Annotated in this window: 16 protein-coding genes; 5 read left to right on the plus strand and 11 right to left on the minus strand. The window is 68.3% G+C overall.

Annotation, left to right across the window (positions count from 1 at the left end; translation table 11 throughout):
- Positions 1–39: 39 nt before the first annotated feature.
- Together CJ177_RS18715 and CJ177_RS18720 are read right to left on the minus strand one after the other, a co-directional pair.
- Positions 40–1299, minus strand: a complete 1260-nt coding sequence (locus tag CJ177_RS18715) for an RNA polymerase sigma factor (protein WP_095868340.1) — start codon at positions 1297–1299, stop codon at positions 40–42.
- Positions 1300–1304: 5 nt separating this feature from the next.
- Positions 1305–1745: a YciI family protein gene (locus tag CJ177_RS18720; RefSeq protein WP_005248606.1), complete on the minus strand. Its 441-nt coding sequence runs from the start codon at positions 1743–1745 to the stop codon at positions 1305–1307.
- 220 nt (positions 1746–1965) lie between these two features.
- Between CJ177_RS18720 and CJ177_RS18725 the strand changes: the two genes are divergently transcribed.
- Positions 1966–3789 (plus strand): NAD(P)/FAD-dependent oxidoreductase, encoded by a 1824-nt coding sequence (locus tag CJ177_RS18725; RefSeq protein ID WP_095868341.1) that lies wholly within the window; start codon positions 1966–1968, stop codon positions 3787–3789.
- A 57-nt stretch (positions 3790–3846) separates the two neighbouring features.
- Here the strand turns inward: CJ177_RS18725 and CJ177_RS18730 are convergent, their stop codons facing one another.
- Complete coding sequence (locus tag CJ177_RS18730) at positions 3847–5247, minus strand: wax ester/triacylglycerol synthase family O-acyltransferase (RefSeq protein ID WP_095868802.1); 1401 nt, start codon at positions 5245–5247, stop codon at positions 3847–3849.
- Positions 5248–5709: 462 nt separating this feature from the next.
- Between CJ177_RS18730 and CJ177_RS18735 the strand changes: the two genes are divergently transcribed.
- Positions 5710–6606, plus strand: a complete 897-nt coding sequence (locus CJ177_RS18735; protein ID WP_025431698.1) for a glycosyltransferase family 2 protein — start codon at positions 5710–5712, stop codon at positions 6604–6606.
- Positions 6607–6669: 63 nt separating this feature from the next.
- On the opposite strand, the gene CJ177_RS18740 is transcribed toward CJ177_RS18735, so the two are convergent.
- Both CJ177_RS18740 and CJ177_RS18745 read right to left on the minus strand, forming a co-directional pair.
- The gene (locus CJ177_RS18740; protein WP_095868342.1) at positions 6670–7104 is read right to left on the minus strand and encodes an SRPBCC family protein; all 435 of its coding nucleotides are present in this window, start codon (positions 7102–7104) and stop codon (positions 6670–6672) included.
- A gap of 9 nt (positions 7105–7113) precedes the next feature.
- Positions 7114–7413, minus strand: a complete 300-nt coding sequence (locus CJ177_RS18745) for a DUF4193 domain-containing protein (protein WP_005248611.1) — start codon at positions 7411–7413, stop codon at positions 7114–7116.
- 452 nt (positions 7414–7865) lie between these two features.
- Between CJ177_RS18745 and CJ177_RS18755 the strand changes: the two genes are divergently transcribed.
- On the plus strand, positions 7866–8882 hold the full coding sequence (locus CJ177_RS18755) for an iron-siderophore ABC transporter substrate-binding protein (RefSeq protein WP_095868343.1): 1017 nt from the start codon (positions 7866–7868) through the stop codon (positions 8880–8882).
- Positions 8883–8890: 8 nt separating this feature from the next.
- Here the strand turns inward: CJ177_RS18755 and CJ177_RS18760 are convergent, their stop codons facing one another.
- Together CJ177_RS18760 and CJ177_RS18765 are read right to left on the minus strand one after the other, a co-directional pair.
- A complete protein-coding gene (locus CJ177_RS18760; protein ID WP_061040838.1) occupies positions 8891–11275 on the minus strand; it encodes a glutamate--cysteine ligase in 2385 nt (794 codons plus the stop codon).
- Positions 11276–11284: 9 nt separating this feature from the next.
- On the minus strand, positions 11285–11476 hold the full coding sequence (locus CJ177_RS18765; protein ID WP_005248614.1) for a hypothetical protein: 192 nt from the start codon (positions 11474–11476) through the stop codon (positions 11285–11287).
- A 114-nt stretch (positions 11477–11590) separates the two neighbouring features.
- Here CJ177_RS18765 and CJ177_RS18770 point away from each other — a divergent pair, with 114 nt between their 5' ends.
- Entirely contained in the window at positions 11591–12601 is a 1011-nt protein-coding gene (locus CJ177_RS18770) for an LLM class flavin-dependent oxidoreductase (RefSeq protein ID WP_005248615.1), read from the plus strand.
- 18 nt (positions 12602–12619) lie between these two features.
- Here the strand turns inward: CJ177_RS18770 and CJ177_RS18775 are convergent, their stop codons facing one another.
- From CJ177_RS18775 to CJ177_RS18785, 3 genes are all read right to left on the minus strand, one after another.
- Entirely contained in the window at positions 12620–14590 is a 1971-nt protein-coding gene (locus CJ177_RS18775; protein WP_061699942.1) for a gamma-glutamyltransferase family protein, read from the minus strand.
- A gap of 37 nt (positions 14591–14627) precedes the next feature.
- On the minus strand, positions 14628–16193 hold the full coding sequence (locus tag CJ177_RS18780) for an FUSC family protein (protein WP_257014587.1): 1566 nt from the start codon (positions 16191–16193) through the stop codon (positions 14628–14630).
- Between the two features lie 125 nt (positions 16194–16318).
- Positions 16319–16756, minus strand: a complete 438-nt coding sequence (locus tag CJ177_RS18785; RefSeq protein ID WP_005248618.1) for a DoxX family membrane protein — start codon at positions 16754–16756, stop codon at positions 16319–16321.
- An 85-nt stretch (positions 16757–16841) separates the two neighbouring features.
- On the opposite strand from CJ177_RS18785, the gene CJ177_RS18790 reads away from it, so the two are divergent.
- Complete coding sequence (locus CJ177_RS18790) at positions 16842–17528, plus strand: metalloregulator ArsR/SmtB family transcription factor (RefSeq protein WP_095868344.1); 687 nt, start codon at positions 16842–16844, stop codon at positions 17526–17528.
- 28 nt (positions 17529–17556) lie between these two features.
- Here CJ177_RS18790 and CJ177_RS18795 read toward each other — a convergent pair whose 3' ends face one another.
- On the minus strand, positions 17557–18348 hold the full coding sequence (locus CJ177_RS18795; protein ID WP_095868345.1) for a putative protein N(5)-glutamine methyltransferase: 792 nt from the start codon (positions 18346–18348) through the stop codon (positions 17557–17559).
- Positions 18349–18455 lie beyond the last annotated feature (107 nt).

Raw genomic sequence — 18455 nt, forward strand, 5'->3', positions numbered from 1 at the left:
ATTTCTGTATTCAGGAAATCGTGAATCAATGGTCGAGACTCACGGTTCGGCGTGCTCCGACGCGGCGGCGGCGCGGGCCATGAGGAGGTTCCGTTCACGGCGGGTAGGCGCGGTCGCCGCGGCGTCCTCGAGCGTCCGGGCCGCCTCGCCGTAGCGGCCTAGGCGTTCGAGGACTTCGCCCCGCACGGCGCCGTAGAGGTGGTGGCGCGCCAGCCGAGGGTCGTCCCGCACGGCGTCGAGCGCAGCGAGCGCCGCCTCGGGCCCATCCGAATGCAGCAACGCCACCGCACGATTGAGTTCCACCACCGGCGACGGCGCCACCTGCGCCAGCGCGTCGTACAGGGCGACGATCGCCTCCCAGTCGGTGTCCTCGAAACGTGGTGCCCGGGCATGACACCCGGCGATCGCGGCCTGCAGCGAGTAGGGGCCGAGCGGGCGGCCGAGCCCGACAGCCCGCTCCAGCGCGGCACTGCCGTGCGCCAGAAAGGTCCGGTCCCACCGCGACCGGTCCTGATCCTGCAGCAGGACCGGCTCACCGTCGGGACCCACCCGGGCGGCGAACCGTGACGCCTGCAACTCGGTGAGCGCCACCAGTCCGTGCACCTCCGGTTCCCGGGGCAGCAGGCCGGCGAGGACACGGGCGAGCCGCATCGCCTCCGACGCGAGGTCACGCCGAATCCAGTCCTCACCCGACGTGGCGGAGTACCCCTCGTTGAACACCAGATAGACCACCTCGAGCACCGCCGACAACCGTGCCGGAAGTTCCTCGCGTGCGGGCACTTCGAATGGGACCTTCGCCTCCGACAGCGTCCGCTTGGCCCTGCTGATCCGCTGCCCCATCGTCGCCGAGGGGACGAGGAACGCCCGCGCGATCTCGTCGGTGCGCAGACCCCCGATCAGGCGAAGGGTCAGTGCCACACGCGATTCCCGGGGAAGCACCGGATGACACGCCACGAAAACCAGAGCCAGCAGGTCGTCCTCCACGCCGTCGACGGCGTCCGGCGCGGGCATGGCGCTCGGCGGTTGCGCGGACGGGTCGACAGCGATCTCCGTGTACTTCGACTGCCGCGACCGTTCACGGCGAATGCGATCGATCGCCTTGTGCTTGGCCGTGGCCGTCAGCCACGCACCCGGTTTGTCGGGGACGCCCTGCTCCGGCCACTGTTCGAGCGCGAGCACGAACGCATCCTGAGCGATCTCCTCGGCGATCCCGACGTCACGGACGAGGCGAGTGAGCGACGCGATGAGGCGCGGAGACTCCATGCGCCACACCGCCTCGACCGTGCGCTGGACGTCCACCGGACTCAGCCGTTCGGGTGCTGCTCGCGGATCCGCGCCGCGAGTGCCTCTTCCTTCTCCCGCAGCTCCGGAGTGAACTCGTCCCCGAAGTCCTCCGACTCGAAGATCGGCCGCACCTCGATCAGCTGGCGCAGTCCGGTGCCGGGATCGGCGGGGCACTTCTTGACCCACTCGATCGCCTCTTCGAGGGATCGCACCTCCCAGATCCAGTAGCCCGCGATGATCTCCTTCGACTCGGTGAACGGGCCGTCGACCACCGACGTCGTGCCGCCCTCGAACACCACCCGTGCGCCGGCGCTGGTCGGCTTCAGACCCTGGCCGTCGAGCATGATGCCCGCGTTCACCAATTCCTCGTTGTACGCGCCCATCGCGGCCAGCATTTCCTCGGTCGGGGCGATCTTGTCTTCGTCGGCACCTGCACCCTCGATCATCACCATGACCCGCATGATTTCCTCCTCGATTGTGGTCGGTCCAGGCCTTCTTGCCGTGGACTCACACAGTACGTCGAACGGGCCACCACGGATTTCGACATTCGCCCCGTGAGTACTTATCAACCGCCCGCGGTTGATAAGTACTCACGGGCGGGACTGCAACACGATGCAACGCTTGCCGCCCGCCCCACTCCGGAGTGTGCTGTACATCACATACCAAGCGAAGGAGAGGTACATGACACAGACGGTCCAGCCGACTGCGGTGCAAACGTCCCTGACACCTCAGGAACGAGTCGACCTGTGGTTGGCGAGCTTCGAATCCGCTCTCGCCGCGCGCGACGTCGACCGCGCCGCGGGCATGTTCGCAGTCGACAGCTTCTGGCGCGACCTGGTGGCGTTCACCTGGAACCTCAAGACGGTCGAGGGACGCGACGCCGTCGCCGCGATGCTGCACGCACGCCTGGACGACACCGACCCCGTCAACTTCCGCACCACCGAGACACCGGACGAGGCCGACGGCGTCACCTCCGCGTGGATCGAGTTCGAGACCGCGACGGGCCGGGGCAAGGGGCACCTGCGCCTGAAAGGTGACGAGGCGTGGACCTTCCTCACCACCATGCAGGAGTTGAAAGGCCACGAGGAACGCCGGGGACGGAACCGCGTCAAGGGTGCTGTTCACGGCTCCGGCGGCGACACCCTGAGCTGGACGGAGAAGCGGGAGATCGAGGAGCGGGAACTCGGTTACACCCGCCAGCCGTACGTTCTGGTGATCGGCGGCGGCCAGGGCGGCATCGCGCTCGGCGCGCGGCTGCGCCAACTCGGGGTCCCGGCCATCGTCGTGGACAAGAACGAACGCCCCGGCGACCAGTGGCGCAACCGCTACAAGTCGCTGTGCCTGCACGACCCGGTCTGGTACGACCACCTGCCCTACATGCCGTTCCCGGACAACTGGCCGGTCTTCGCGCCGAAGGACAAGATCGGCGACTGGCTCGAGATGTACACCAAGGTGATGGAGATTCCGTACTGGTCGTCCACCACCTGCACGTCCGCGACGTTCGACGAGGAGACCAAGGAGTGGACCGTCGTCCTCGACCGCGACGGCGAGGACGTGGTGCTCCACCCGAAGCAGCTGGTGCTCGCCACCGGCATGTCGGGCAAGCCGAACGTTCCGTCGTTCCCGGGCCAGGACGTCTTCCGGGGCGAGCAGCACCATTCGAGTCAGCACCCCGGTCCGGACGCCTACGTGGGGAAGCGCGTCGTCGTCGTGGGTGCCAACAACTCGGCTCACGACATCTGCAAGGCGCTCTTCGAGAACGGCGCCGACGTGACGATGCTGCAGCGGTCGTCCACGCACATCGTGAAGTCGGACTCCCTGATGGACCTCGGCCTCGGCGACCTCTATTCGGAGCGCGCTGTCGCGGCGGGAATGACGACGGAGAAGGCCGACCTCACGTTCGCGTCACTGCCGTACAAGATCATGCACGAATTCCAGATCCCGATCTATCAGAAGATCGCCGAACGGGACAGGGACTTCTACGACCGACTGGAAAAGGCCGGATTCAAGCTCGATTTCGGTGACGACGGGTCCGGTCTGTTCATGAAGTACCTGCGCCGTGGGTCCGGCTACTACATCGACGTCGGCGCGTCCGACCTCGTCGCCGACGGCAGCATCCACCTCGTGTCCGGACAGGTCGACCATCTCACCGAGGACGCCGTGGTTCTCACCGACGGGACGGAACTGCCTGCCGACCTCGTCGTCTACGCCACCGGCTACGGGTCCATGAACGGCTGGGCCGCCGACCTCATGGGTCAGGAAGTGGCCGACAAGGTCGGAAAGTGCTGGGGCCTCGGCTCCGACACCACCAAGGACCCCGGACCGTGGGAGGGCGAGCAGCGCAACATGTGGAAACCGACCCAGCAGGAAGCGCTGTGGTTCCACGGTGGCAACCTGCACCAGTCGCGGCACTACTCGCTGTACCTCGCTCTGCAGCTCAAGGCCCGGCACGAGGAGATCCCGACACCGGTCTACGGGCTGCAGGAGGTGCATCACCTCAGCTGATTCGCCCCGACAGCGGCGCCCCGTATCACTGGTGCGGGGCGCCCAGGCGCGCACCGGTCACGCGGTCGAGGTCGATGCCCCCACTGCCGCCGCCAGGGAGTCGAACTGTGCGTGGATCAGCGCCACGTAGCGCTCGGGGTCGTTCATCATGTTCGGAGTCGTCAGCACCGAGATGGTCAGTGTGTTGCCGAGCGAATGGATCGCATGTGTGAGACCCTGCCGGGCCGTCAGCGCCGCGGCACCGTACGTCGACACGGCCTGCGCGTCCCGCAGCCACAGATCTACGCCACCGCGTGCGACGTTGGTCGTCACGACGTTGAAGTATGGAACCGACGAGGAAGAGGACGGCAACCGTGATGCGATCCAGTTGATCGCCCGCACGACGAAACCTGGAGTCACGTCGACCAGCGTCTCGGAACGCAATACCTCGGCGCGCTGTTTGCGGTCCCGCTCCGCCGCTGCGGAGGTGTGGATCGCGCGGAGCCGCTCGAGAGGGTCGGCGATGTCGGTGTGGAGATCGATCTGCAGGACCGTGAGCTGGTTCGCCGACTCCAAGTGTCCGAGCGACCGGATCGACATCGGGACTTTCGCTCCCAGCGACTCTTCGGGTTCTTCGCCGACTTCCCGCAGGTAGTCGCGGAGCGCGCCGGCCACCAGGGTCAAGGCCACGTCATTGATCGTCACGTCCCCGGCGGCGGCCCGGATCGCCCGGACGTCGTCCAGCAGGAACGACGCGGCGTCGAACGTCCGCGCCGGGCCCACGCTCCCGTTGAACCGTGTAGCCGGCCGCATCCGCGGCGGGACCCACACCTCTCCGCTGTCGACTGCGGCCTTGACTTCCTTGCCCGCGGCCGAGACGTCCCGGAGGCCTTGCACGAACGCACGCAACTGCCGGGAAACGGTCGGGAGCGCCTGCATGACCGATCTCGGACCGACGGGCGTCTGCGGTCCCGTCGCCGGCTGTCGGTCCACCTGAGCGGAGAAGAGTCGCCGGGTCATCTCCAGGGTGACCGCGCCATCACCCACCGAGTGGTGGAATTTCAGCAGCACCGCCGCCGCATCCGCGACACCGTCGATGTCCGTCAACCTCGTGACGACCCGCATCTCCCAGGGCGGGCGCTGCAGATCCAACCCGCCGCCGACGAACTCCGAGGCGATGCGGCGGAACTCGCCCCACCCTCCGCCGCGCGCATCGACGACCTCGAGGTGGTTGTCGATGTCGAACTCGTGGTCCGCCACCCAGCTCGGGTGGTCGAGGTCGAGGGGTACACGCCGCAGCCGGCGCGTGAACACGTCCACCGCCTGCACGCGCTCGGCAACGAACGCTCTGACCTCGTCCGGCGTCATCACACCTCGCGGGTCCGTCGACGTGTCGAAGACGTACATCGCGATGCTGAGCGACGGGGTGTTCGCCTGCTCCAGGTACACCCATGCGGCGTCGCGTGGTTCCAGCTTCACTTCTTCGGACTCCTTCTGCGTGGACGACGATCGATCGACTCGGGGCTGCGCTCCCGTCGAGCGGTAGCACGTGAGCCACCGACAGTGCGAGCCCACCGTGACGACGTTCGCCACTCCGCCGATTGAAAAGTGATTGAAGAATCGATCAGTATCGGCGGTAGCCTACCGATTGCCCCGGTTCGCGAGCCGACGGGGCCACACGGGCGGACAACCATGCGAACAACACGGAAAATCTTCGTAAAATACTCGTGGGTAATATTATTCAGTTTGCGAGCGCTAGCCCGCACACGGCACAGTCGCGATCAGACCATCTCCGCGAGTTGGTTGCCACCTCCACCTCGCGCACCGACGGTCGAATCTGCCGGGTCCTTGCCTCCCGCACTGTAACAAACCGACAAGTATGTGAAGATTCTCAGGGAAATCACAGATTCCCTACTCCCTTCCACCAAAGGATCGTGCGCGATGACGCAGCCCCCGACGCCAGGGCAGCAGCCAACCCCCCAGCCGACTGCGCCGACGCTGACCGTGGTCATACCGGCCTACAACGAAGAGACGACCATCGGTCGAGCGCTCGACGCACTCCTCGCGGAGGGCGACCAGATCGACGAGATCATCGTCGTCGACAACAACTGCACCGACGACACCGTCGCCGTGGCCCAGGCACACGAAGCCGCGGGCAGACTTCGCATCATCACCGAGGAACAGCCCGGCCTGATCCCCGCCCGCAACGCAGGCATCGCGGCAGCGAAGACACCGATCGTCGCGCGCATCGACGCCGACACCATCGTGCAGCCGGGTTGGGCTCAGTCGATCCGCGAATTCTTCGCGACCGCCGACCCGGAGTTCGGGGCCGCACTCGGCCCGTTCGAGCAGTACGACATGCCACTCCAGGGTGTCCAGCGATTCATGGTGCGCGTGGCATCAGACACGAAGAAGGACGCCGGCGTTCAGGAAGCTCGCGGCGTATACGGGGCGAACATGGCGGTGCGCAAGACCGCATGGGAAACAATCCTTCCCGCACTGCACGAGGGCCGAGGCATCTGGGAAGACTCCGACATCTCGCTCTCACTCCATGATGCGGGAATCAAGATCGCAATGCTGCCCGGCATGAAGGTGCAAGTGTCCGGCCGGCGGATGCTGTCGTCTCGCAAGTCGTACTTCGAGTACACGGCATCGCTCCCCCGCACGCTGCGCGCCCACGGGCTGACGAAGCAGGCGCGCGTCTCGTGGATCGGCGTATGGCTGGTCCGGACGATGTATTTCATCTTCTGGATACCCACCCGGAGTTTCGACCCGGTCACCCGCAAACACGATGTGCGGCGGATCTTTTCGGATCACGAGGACCGGATCATTCCCTGATCGGTACCGAATGAAACACCCTCACTCGTCGAGAGTGAGGGCGCTGTGGAAACTCGATACCGCTTACCTCGCTTCGAGGACCCCGGTCATCCGCTTGACGGTCTTGGCCGCGAGCACCTCGAATGCGAGGCGGGCGACGGGGTCGGCGAACCGCGCGAGGCCGGTGAAGCGGAAATGCGCGCGGTAGGTGATCGACGTGGAGACGTCGCCCACCTTCTCGAACGCCAGATCGTCCGACGTGGCTGCCGTCTTGTTGCGACCTTCGAAGACCACGTGATCGGGGTCGTCGCGGGTCATGCGGTAGGTGAGTTCGGTGGTGCGCCCGAAGAACGACGACACGTTGTGCCATTCCGTGCCCACCGCCACCGGACCGGGGGTGGTCTGCTCGCACTTGTCGGTCCCGGGATCCCAGGCCGTGGTGTTCGCGAAGTCGCGCAGGTACGCGACGACTTTCTCGAGCGGTGCGGCGACGGTGAACGTTCTACTGACCTCGGCCACTCGGGCCTCCTATGCGCAGTCGCGGCAAATCAGCTGCCCGCCCTCTTCGGACGCGAGACGCGACCGATGATGGACCAGGAAGCAACTGCTGCACGTGAATTCGTCGGCCCTCTTCGGAACGACGCGGACCGTCAGTTCCTCACCGGACAGGTCGGCGCCGGGCAGTTCGAAGGACTCCGCCGTGTCGGTCTCCTCGACGTCGACGACGGACGACTGCGAGTCGTTCCTCCGTGTCTTCAATTCTTCGAGCGAGTCCGCGGCGAGTTCGTCGTCGACGGTAACCCGTGGTGCGTCGTAGTCGGTTGCCATGACTTCCTCCCTTTGGCTCATGTTCCCCGTGTCGTGAAATTCCACACTTGCGGGGCACGGTTGCTAGACAACGCACCGATCCCGCGTTTTGTTCCCGGGCGGCCACAGCTCGTCCCGTGATTGCGGGATGCCCGTTCCGGGTACCACTCAATCAGCCGATCGGAAGGTGGTCAGTTGATGACGAGTGCCCACGACGAGCTCGGCAATCCCGTGCCGGACCCGGAGCCGGTGCCGCCGGATCCAGGCCCTCCTCCGGTGCCGCCGACGCCGACGCCGCCTCACCCGTTTCCGCCCGAGCCGGGCCCGGAACCTGCCCCTCCCGAGCCCGGCCCACAGCCGGAACCGCCGGGACCTTCGCCGACGCCCCCGATTCCCGAGCCGACTCCCCCGTTTCCGCCGCAGATGCACGGCCGGGACCACTCACTGTAGGTTAGCCTAACCTACAGGGAGGTATGTGGATGCAAACGCTCGACCGCCGCAAGTTCCTGACCGTGAGTGCCGGGGTCGGCCTGGCCGTCGTCGCCGCAGCATGTTCCTCGGGAACCGCCGCGGACACCGAGGGCGGCACCCGGACGGTGACGCACAAGAAGGGGGCGACCGAAGTCCCGGACAACCCTCAGCGGATCGTCACCGTCGGCTACTCCGACCAGGACACGCTCCTCGCGTTCGGACGTCAGCCGGTCGGAGTCACCGACTGGTACGGCGACTATCCCGACGCCACGTGGCCCTGGGCCCAGGACGCGCTCGGGGGGACGCACCCCGAAGTCTTCAACCGCGGACAGTTCACCGGTGAGGCCAATTTCGCGTACGAGGCCATCGCGAAACTCGACCCCGACCTGATCCTCGCGCTGTACATCGACGTCGACGACGACGCGTATCAGCGGCTCTCGGCGATCGCGCCCACCGTGACGACGTCGCCGGACTACCCCGATTTCGGCATGCCGTGGCAGGACGCCGTCCGGATCGTCGGCACCACCCTCGGCGAGGACGAGAAGGCGAACCAACTCGTCGCCGACGTCGACGACCTGGTGGCGCAGCAACGCGCCGCCCACCCCGAATTCGAGGGCAAGACGGTCGCGGTCGCCGAACTGGGCGACGCCGGCTCGTTCTACGTCCGCTCCCCGAACGACCCGCGTTCACGCCTGATGACGTCGCTCGGGTTCGTCGTCCCGGAGCAGATCGCACAACTCGCAGGCGATCAGGACGCGTTCACCATCAGCAAGGAGCAGTTCGACATCGTCGACGTCGACGTCCTCGTCTGGAACGTGGGCAGCAGTCCCGGCGCCGAAGCGCAGATCACTGCCGACCCCGTCTATCAGTCGCTACCGGTGGCGAAGGCCGGGCGGGCCGTGTTCGTCGACGACCCCACCGTCTCCGGCGCTCTCACCTGGGGCACCGTCCTCAGCCTCCCGTACGCCGTCGAGGCACTGGTGCCGAAACTGGCGGATGCCGCCGCCAAACCGGCCTGACGCCGCGGTCACCCGGACTGGTCTTCGAGCCGGGTGAGCGCGACCAGCGTCCGGACCCCGTGGATCATGGCGCGTTCGTCGAGGTCGAACCCCGGCTGGTGAAGCTCCTGCCGGGTGCCGATCCCGTCCCACACGCCGAGTCTGGCCATCGCGCCCGGAACCTTCTCGAGGTACCACGCGAAATCCTCGCCGCCGCTGGACTGATGTGCCTCGGCCAGGTGGTCGAAGCCGACGACCGATTCGATCGCCTCCCGGAGGTCGGCGGTGCAGTCGGGATCGTTGACGACGGGCGGGACGCCCTGCAGGTAGGAGAGTTCGTACCGCACGTTGTACGGCGCGAGCAGGTGACAGATCGTGTCCGTGACCAGCGGTTCGAGCGAGGCCCACGTCTCACGGGACGCGCTGCGCAGGGTGCCGACCAGTTCACCCGACTCGGGAACGGAGTTCGCGACCTGCCCGGCGGCCACCTTCCCCCACGTGAGGACGGTCGCGGTGCGGGCGTCGATTCGGCGGTCGAGTACGGACGACAGACCGGTCACCAGGACGGCCGCGGCATGGATCAGATCGCCGGTCAGATGGGGTCGCGCGGTATGTCCCCCCGCCGACCACAACCGCACGGTGACGGAGTCGTTGGACGATGTGATCGGCCCGGTCCGGGTGGCCAGCTTTCCGACCTCGAGATTCGGGTCGCAGTGCAGTGCAAAGATTTTCGACACACCGTCGACCGCGCCCGCGGCGATCGTGTCGACCGAGCCGCCCGGGGTGGTCTCCTCCCCGGGCTGGAAAATGAGCCGGACCCGGGACGGCGGCGGGTATTTCGTGAGGACGGATGCCGCCCCCATCAACATGGTGGTGTGGGCGTCGTGACCGCACGCGTGTGACACCCCGGGCACCCTCGACTCGAACGGCAGACCGGTCGTCTCGGCGATCGGCAGCGCGTCGAGGTCGGCGCGCAGCGCAATGCACTCGCCCGTGTCCGGACCGAGGTCGCACCACAGGCCGGTTCCGCCCGGCATCAGGACGGGTGCGAGCCCGAGACCGACGAGGTGGGCGCGCACGACGCCGGTTGTCCTGCGTTCCTCGAACGACAGTTCCGGGTGCGCGTGCAGATCCCGGCGCCACTCGATCAGCTTTTTCTCGTCGAGCTCCGTCGACTCCGTCCACGTCATGTCGGCGGTGTCGCCGCGGTCCCAGAACCTCGCGCTCCAATATCGCCGGGTCCGGCCGGCGCCGGTCGACCTCGGGCCGAGTTCGACCGGCGCGGGTGGCGCCTCCACTTCGGGAAGGTGCTCGGAGCGGCCCGCCGTCTCCGCGAGCAGCAGATCGACCACGTCGGTGAGCCGGCCGCGGCGACCGAGCGCCTGACGTTGCCGTGCGGCGGAGCTGCCGTGGGCGGTGGCCTCGGCGGACAGCTCCACCACGGTGTCCCAGTCGCCGGTCTCCTCGAGCTGCGGGCGCAGCGAATTCACGAAGTCGCCGACGAGTTCCGCGGCAGGACGTGCCTGCGGAACCGTCACGTCGACGAGTTCCTCCTCCAACCCCGACCGGGCCGCCCGCCACAGTGCCGCCCTGGTCAGGGTCGGGACGACCTCGACGCCCTTCGTCCCGGCGCGCAGACCCTCCACCTCGCGTTCCACGAGCGCACGGAACAGGGCGGCGACGAGCACGACCGTGTCCAGTCGCGGGCAGCTGTCGCACACCCGCAACTCCAGGGTCGGAAGTTTCACCGACGGCCGGACGTCGAAGTACGCCATACCGGGGTCACTGATCACCCCACTGGAGACCAGGTCGTCGATCAGGGTGCCGTATTCGGCGGCCGAGGAGACGGGGGCGGCCGGACCGGTACTCGGCCACCGCAGCCACAGAAGCGTCCGCGCGCTGGCATAGCCGGTGTCCGCACCGTCGGACCGGAACGGGGAACTCGCGCTGAGCGCCAGGAGGACGGGCATGTGCGGAGCGACGCGGTGCGCGACCTGCACGGCCTCGTCGCGGTCGGGCAGGTCGACGTGAACCTGTGTGCCACAGATCAGCTGCTCGCGGGCGAGCACCTGGTAGTCCGCGAGCATGCGCCGGTAGCGCTGCGTCCCCGTCACGTGCATCTCGGCGGGCAGCGACAGCGGCATCGAGCCCGCGGCCGCCACGCCGATGCCGAGTCCCTCGGCCGCGTCGATCAGCACTCTCCGGTGCCGCTCCAGGTCGTTCCGCAGGCCGTCGAGGTCGGCGTACACACCACTGTTGACCTCGACGACGCACTGCTGGAGTTCGTCGACGAACACGCCGTCGGGAAGTCGTGCCAGCAACTCCGGCGCGCGGGTGGTCAGGCGCCGGGTCTTGCGATCGATGAGGTGGAATTCCTCCTCGACGCCCACTTTCCGTGGGTCGCTGGCGAGCACGATGTGCCTCTATTTCTCTGTGGCACCCTCGGTGTCGTCGAAGAACGCCCAGGTGCCGTCCTCGTCGACTTCCATCCGCCATCCGAGCTCGGAATTGTCTGCGCGAACGTCGACGAACCATGCGTGCGCGTCGTCGGCGCTCGGGATCTCCTTCGTTTCGACCACACTGCCCCGGGGATCGATCACTCGGTATCTCGCCATGGTCGTCGGGTTCCCCGCCCACCCCGGTCTGAATCATCGGACGGAATATCCCGTCCGTCCGCGCAGTTACACCACCTAATTGATGATTCAACTATCACAAGCGAGGGGTATCGCATGGAACTCGGGTTGACGACGTTCGCGGAGGTCGGTTCCGGCGGGGCCGGGGCGGTGTCGCCGCGGCAGCGTCTGAAGGATCTGCTCGAAGAGGTCGTCCTGGCCGAGCAGGTCGGCCTCGACGTGTACGGCGTCGGTGAGCACCACCGGGCGGACTTCGCCGCGTCGGCGCCCGCAGTCGTGCTGTCGGCCGCCGCCGCCCGGACGTCCCGCATCGCATTGACCAGCGCGGTCACCGTCCTGAGCTCCGACGACCCGGTGCGCGTGTTCGAGGAATTCGCGACCCTCGACCTGATCTCCGACGGGCGCGCCGAGGTGATGGCCGGTCGCGGCTCGTTCACCGAGTCGTTCCCGCTGTTCGGTTACGACCTGGCCGATTACGACGAGCTGTTCGTCGAGAAACTCGGCCTGCTGCTCGCCCTCCGCGACTCCGAGACAGTGAACTGGTCGGGACGGCACCGGCCGGCGCTGACGGACCAGTCCGTCTACCCGCGGCCCGAACGTCCCCTTCCCATCTGGGTCGGGGTCGGCGGCAATCCCGAGTCGGTGGCCCGCGCCGGACTTCTCGGCCTGCCGATGGCGCTCGCGATCATCGGCGGACAACCCGCCCGCTTCGCACCGCTGGCCGACCTGCACCGCCGTGCCGTGTCGGAGGGTGGGCACGAACCGCAGCCCATCGCCGTCCACGCGCACGGTTACGTCGCGGATACCGAGGACCGGGCGGTTTCTGAGTTCTATCCGTCGTACGCCGCGGCCATGACCGGCCTCGGACGCGAACGCGGGTGGGCGCCGATGAACCCGCAGGCATTCGACGGTCTGCGCGGACCCGGCGGTTCGCTCGTGCTCGGCAACCCCGAGCAGGTGGCGGAGAAGATCGCCGGCATGCGCGACACCCTGGGCATCGAGCGGTTCATGCTGCACCCCAGCGTCGGACCGCTGCCCCACGACAAGGTGATGCGCGCGATCGAACTGCTCGGCACCAAGGTGGCCCCGCTCGTCGAGCAGGCATAATTCCTGCGGTGGCGGTGCCTAACCCGTACCGTCACCCATCACCGCGCCCTCCCGGCGTGGGTCCGCGCCGCCGACCCACCCCGAGTCCTGGCGCTGCAGCGCGCTGAGCCCGCTGGACTGCGGCGCGACCGACACTTGGTGACCCATCGCCCGCAACTGCACGATCAGGGGGTCGTCGGCGCCGTCGTTGGCCGCATTGATGTTCGGATGCTCCCCGCCGACGCCGGTGACCGGGGTGTTGGCCGCCCCGAAGTCGACCGCCGACACGGCCTGCTGCGGGTTGAGACCCCAATCCAGCATGCTCACCAGCGTTTTCACGACGAACTGGATGATCACCGAACCGCCCGGCGACCCCGTCACGTACTGGACGTCCCCCAGCGAACCGTCGCTGCCGCGGTCGAAGACGAGCGTCGGGGCCATCGAACTGCGGGGCCGCTTACCCGGTTCGACACGGTTGGCGAGCGGCGTCCCGTCCGGCCCGACGGGCTGGGCAGAGAAGTCGGTGAGCTGATTGTTGAGCACGAAGCCGTCCGTCATGTGGAACGACCCGAACGCCGATTCCACCGTCGTCGTCATCGACGCGACGTTGCCGTACTTGTCGGCGATCGAGATCTGGCTGGTGCCGTGTTCCTTGTCCTGCGGCTGCACCCCCAGCGGAACGGGCCCGAAGTTGCCCGGTTGCGCGGTGCCCATGCTCTTGCCGGGGTCGATGAGGCCGGCCCGCTGCTTCAGGTAGTCCTCGTTCAGCAGCGTGTCGAGGGAATTGCCGGGCAGCGGAACGAAATCGGAGTCCGCGACGTACTTGTCCCGGTCGGCGTACGCCAGTCGCTCCGCCTCGGAGATGAGATGCACGGCCTCCGCCGTCGGCTTTCCACCGTTGTCATCGAGGTTCGTCGGCCCGTACTGCGACAGGTCGAAGTTCGCCAGGATGCCCAGCGTCGCCGCGACCGCCGTGCCACCGGACGACGGGTTGGGCATGCCGCAGATCTCGTGATCCCGATACGGCGTGCACAGCGCCGTCCGCTTCTTCGCCTGGTAGTTCGCGAGGTCGTCGAGAGTCATCTGTCCGGGAGTGCGCCCACCCGACGCTGTCGCCGTCGCATCGACGATGCCCTGGGCGATGGCCCCGGTGTAGAAGGCGTCGGCGCCGCCCGCCGCGATCGCACCGAGCGTCTTGGCCATGGCCGGGTTGGTCAGTTTCGTGCCTGCCGGCTTGGGGCTGCCGTCCGGATTGAGGAAGTACGCCTTCGACGGCTCGTCGAGCGCCAGATCGGGAGCGGACTCGGCGATCTGCCCGGCCATCCGAGGGCTGACCTCGAGTCCCTGGTCCGCGAGCGAGATGGCCGGGTCGAACAGTTCCCGCCACTGGTCCCGGCCGTGCTCGCGGTGCGCCAGCTCGAGCATCCGCACCACCCCGGGAACCCCGATGGACCTGCCACTCGCCCGCGCGTCGGGCTTGGGCTCGGTGCGATCGGTGTCGCTGATCCAGCGCAGGTAGTTCTCCGTCGCGGCCATCGGCGCGACCTCACGCCCGTCGTATGCCTCGACGCTGTTCTGCCCGGCGTCGTAGTAGAGCAGGAACGCCCCGCCCCCGATTCCGGAGGACTGCGGTTCGACGAGACCCAGCACCGTCTGGGCCACGATCAGCGCGTCGGCGGCCGTTCCCCCGTCCCGCAACACCTCGCACGCGGCCTGCGTCGACACCGGGTTGGCGGTGGACACCGCATACGACGCGGTGTCCACGGGTGTCATCCCGGAGCGGTACCCGGTCGCGATCTCCGGGTTGGTCGCGAGATTCTGGGTGGTCGGCGCCGGACCGGGAGGCGGCGGCGCCGCGGTCATCGGGGTGCCGTTGGGGACGTCCGCACACGTGGCCGCTGGGTCGGCCTGCGGCTCCTCGTCCGACGCGCACGCGGCCAGCATGCCGACGCACAGGGCGGCGGCCAACGAGGCTCGAATTGCTGTTCCGATTCCCGTCACAGGACCCATCACCGAACCCTAACAGCGGAGATCCGGCGAAATCCGGTTAAAGACGAGGTCCGAAGTGCCGGGTGAGGATTCGGTAGCCGAGCTCGTGGAGGTGGTGGTGCTCGGGCCACCGGTCGCGGGTCCATGCCGGGTCGGTGTGGGCGGCGGTGATCGCGGCGGTGGTGGACGCGTGCAGATCGAACTCGAGATCCCGGCCGAGTTCCGCGACGGCATCCGGCTCCCGCGCATCGCCGAGCCGGCCGATCGTCCCGGCCACCTGCTCGTCCGCGTCGCGCAGGATCCGCCGATACGAACCCGGAAGCACGGTCCACAGCACCAGCAGCGCCACCGCCACACCGAGGACGGTCTCGAGAAGCCGGTCCCGGGTGACCGCAACGAGGTCGACGTGGGTTCCGAGGCCGCCGAGAACCAACGCGAGCGGGGTGATGAACACCATCGCCAGGCCGTAGTTGCGGACGAGGAAGGCTTCCGTCCCCGCCATCAGGAGCGCCACGACGAGTACCAGCGCGGCCGCCGACAGGTCGAGCGTCGCGAGCGCGGCGAGCAGAACGAGTCCGAGCACCGTTCCGAAGAACCGGTGCAGCCCGCGGTACGTCCCCAGCACCCGGTCCGGGCCCTGGTGCAGGATCATCGCCGCGGTGATCACGGCCCAGTCGGGACGGGCGACACCGAGACCCAGCGCCACGAGACCGGCGGCGGGGCACGCGACCAGCAGTCGCGCGACGATCGTCCAGGACCGGCCCCGGAGGTGAGCCGCCCGCGCGAGCCGATAGCGGATCGACGGCCTGGGCAGCGGGACCTGCGGCCGCAAGTCGTCTTCGTCGGAGGCGTGGTCCGCGTCGAGACCGTGCACCGTGGCCGCGCACCGCAGGTGAACCGCACGCAACGTGCGGGTCAGTGGATGATCACGCCCGACGAGGGCGGCGTCGTGGAGACACTGCCACGCGGCGTGCAGCGACCGCACCGCGTCCCGACGGGAATTCGGCGCGGGAGTGTCGGAGAGTGCGGCCTCGACTGCGGCGACCGCGGTCGCGACCGCGGCACGCTCGGGAGTGCGTGGACGCGCGAGCAGCCCCGACATCGACACGAGCAACGCCGACACCGCGCCGGCCGCCGCCCAGGACGTCACCTCCGCCACGGAGACACCGAGGGCGGGCAGCGCGGACGAGATCTCCACCGTCAGCAGCGGGAGGAAGGCACCGGGCGCTCCCAGCCGCAGCCCGTCGACGACGAAGGCGCAGACGGCGACGACGACGGTCATCGTGAGGACGAGCGCCATCCCCCACAGCGGGGAACCGCCCGCCGAGGTCGCGTCGTGCACGAGTGCACCGACCGCCGCGCCCACACCGGCGAGGAGCACCATCACGGCGGCGGCGATCGAGACCACCCGCCACCGCACCCGGTACGCCCTGCCCTCGCCGTAGACGACGGCGAAGGCTCCCAGCGTCGCCGTCGCGGCGACCGCAGAGTGTCCGAGCGCGACGCCCGCCAGCGCGGGCAGGCACACGGCCACCGCGGCGCGGACCACGCCCGGCCAGCGCCGACCCTGCTTCGGTACCCCCAGCAGCAACGAGCGTGCCGGGGCCGGCGCAGGGATCGGCACACCGTGATCCCGAGACCCGGTTCCCTGGTCCTGCGCTCCTACCGACACGACCACACAGACTACGAGCGGTCGAGTCACTCGAAACAGTCGATGAGGTGCATCTCACGTGCGGTGCGCAGTATCGATCAGGTGTGGGGGTGGTGGAGAGGGCGCCCGTACTCCGCGGCGAGCAGGCCGAGAGCGACGGCACCGGCGAGCAGCCCGAAATCGCGTAGTGCGACGTCGTAGTACCCGGACAGCGTGACCAGGTTGACGATGATTCCGGCCAGCCAGGCCGCGACGACCCAGGCGCCGATCCGCGGCGCCACGGCGACGAGGATTCCTGCGATCACTTCGATCACGCCGACGGCGTACATACCCTGCTGCGCGGTTCCCGGCAGGATGCCGTCGATCCACGGCGCGAGGTAGGCCGGCCAGTCGGTGAGCCAGTTCGTGAACTTGTCCAGCCCGAACGCGATCGGCGCCACGGTGAAGACCGTGCGCAGCACGAGAAAGGCCTGATAGCCGGGGTCGGCCAGGGTGTGCGAACCGTGACTGACCTCGTGGGGTGTGTTGGTAGCCATGACGACTCCTTCTAAAAACTATGTACATTGACTATAGAATTTCGCGCGCAATTAAGTCAACGGTTCTCGGTTTTACAATGGGTCCATGGGTGACACTTCACGCTCGGACGTCTCGGCCGTCTCCTCGCTCGACGAGCCGGTGCGCAGGCGGGTGTACGACCACGTGCGCACGCAGACGACGCCGGTCAGCCGCGACGACGTCGCCGAGGCACTGGGACTCGCCCGCTCGACGTCCGCGTTCCATCTCGAGAAGCTGGCCGACGAGGGGCTACTGGCGGTCGAGTTCGCGAGGCGCGGGGGACGCTCGGGTCCGGGCGCGGGGCGGCCCGCCAAGCTCTACCGACGATCCGACCGTGAGTTCTCGGTACACCTGCCCGAGCGTGCATACGCGCTCGCCGGCGAGTTGTTCGCCCGGGCGATCGAGGACGCGGACGCCACCGGCGCATCGCCGCGGGCGGCCCTCTCCGCGCGTGCCCACGACTTCGGGTGCGGCCTCGGCGCCGACACGGGCTGCACGGACGACGATCTGGTCGCGGCGCTCGCGACGTGCGGTTACGAACCGCGCCGCAGCGACGGCACCATCGTCCTGGTCAACTGCCCGTTCCACACGCTCGCCCGGCAGCACACCGACATGGTGTGCGGAATGAACCTCGCGCTGCTGTCCGGACTGCTCGACGGCGCGGGATGCGAGGATCGGCGCGCCACACTGGCACCCGCCGAGGGGTACTGCTGTGTGCGGATCGAAAGTGAGCAGCCACCCGCACGTGAGTGACAAAGCGTGCCCCGGGACGCTTCGGCACTCACCTGGGGTCGGCGCCGACCACGACGGTGGCGTCCATGTCTTCCGAGGTCTCGATCCGGGTGATCAACCCGGCGTCCGCGAAAGCCTCCGCGGTGAGCGGGGCCTGACTCTCACTGGTCTCGATCAGTAGACGACCGCCCGACGCGAGCCAGTCGCGCGCCCCGAGGGCCACCCGCCGCTGGATGTCGAGTCCGTCCGCGCCGCCGTCGAGCGAGACCCGCGGTTCGTGGAACCGGGCCTCCGGCGGCATCAACCGGATCGCGTCGGTGGGCACGTACGGGGCGTTCGCGACCAGGACGTCGACGCTTCCCCTCAGTGTGGTGGGCAACGGTTCGTACAGGTCGCCCTCGAACACCCGGCCGGGGTCCGGGACGTTGCGTCGCGCGCACCGGACCGCGGCGGGGTCGATGTCCACCGCATACAACTCGATGCCGTCCCCCAGCGTCTCGGCGAGCGCGGCCCCCACCGCGCCCGAACCGCAGCACAGGTCGACCACGACAGCGCGCGGGCACACGAGGGCGGCCGCCTGCTCGACGAGAAACGCGGTGCGGCGGCGCGGCACGAACACCCGCGGATCGACCGCGATCCGCAGCCCGCAGAACTCGGCCCAGCCGAGGACGTGTTCGAGGGGGACGCCTGCGACGCGGCGGTCCAGCATCGACGCGAGTTCGTCGGACGTCCGGGCCGCGGAGACGATCAGGCGGGCCTCGTCCTCGGCGAACACACAGCCGGCGGCGCGAAGCCTCGTGACGAGAACGAATTCGAGGGACGGTGAGAGAGACACTGACATGGGAGAGCCTTCCGGAATGCCGATGGGCGCTCTCCCGGTCACCTTATGTCGGTACGACCGCGCGGTCGCGGAGTGAGAGCACCCGACCTGAACGAACGGACACAGAT

The organism is Rhodococcus sp. ACPA1 (genome assembly GCF_002300195.1).
Classification (GTDB): Bacteria; Actinomycetota; Actinomycetes; order Mycobacteriales; family Mycobacteriaceae; genus Rhodococcus_F; species Rhodococcus_F opacus.

Bases quoted from the DNA above. Each gene is read 5' to 3' on its own strand.
- CJ177_RS18720 (WP_005248606.1), bottom strand. From the start codon at position 1,745: ATGCGGGTCATGGTGATGATCGAGGGTGCAGGTGCCGACGAAGACAAG.
- CJ177_RS18725 (WP_095868341.1), top strand. From the start codon at position 1,966: ATGACACAGACGGTCCAGCCGACTGCGGTGCAAACGTCCCTGACACCT.
- CJ177_RS18735 (WP_025431698.1), top strand. From the start codon at position 5,710: ATGACGCAGCCCCCGACGCCAGGGCAGCAGCCAACCCCCCAGCCGACT.
- CJ177_RS18745 (WP_005248611.1), bottom strand. From the start codon at position 7,413: ATGGCAACCGACTACGACGCACCACGGGTTACCGTCGACGACGAACTC.
- CJ177_RS18755 (WP_095868343.1), top strand. From the start codon at position 7,866: ATGTGGATGCAAACGCTCGACCGCCGCAAGTTCCTGACCGTGAGTGCC.
- CJ177_RS18765 (WP_005248614.1), bottom strand. From the start codon at position 11,476: ATGGCGAGATACCGAGTGATCGATCCCCGGGGCAGTGTGGTCGAAACG.
- CJ177_RS18770 (WP_005248615.1), top strand. From the start codon at position 11,591: ATGGAACTCGGGTTGACGACGTTCGCGGAGGTCGGTTCCGGCGGGGCC.
- CJ177_RS18775 (WP_061699942.1), bottom strand. From the start codon at position 14,590: ATGGGTCCTGTGACGGGAATCGGAACAGCAATTCGAGCCTCGTTGGCC.
- CJ177_RS18785 (WP_005248618.1), bottom strand. From the start codon at position 16,756: ATGGCTACCAACACACCCCACGAGGTCAGTCACGGTTCGCACACCCTG.
- CJ177_RS18790 (WP_095868344.1), top strand. From the start codon at position 16,842: ATGGGTGACACTTCACGCTCGGACGTCTCGGCCGTCTCCTCGCTCGAC.
- CJ177_RS18795 (WP_095868345.1), bottom strand. From the start codon at position 18,348: ATGTCAGTGTCTCTCTCACCGTCCCTCGAATTCGTTCTCGTCACGAGG.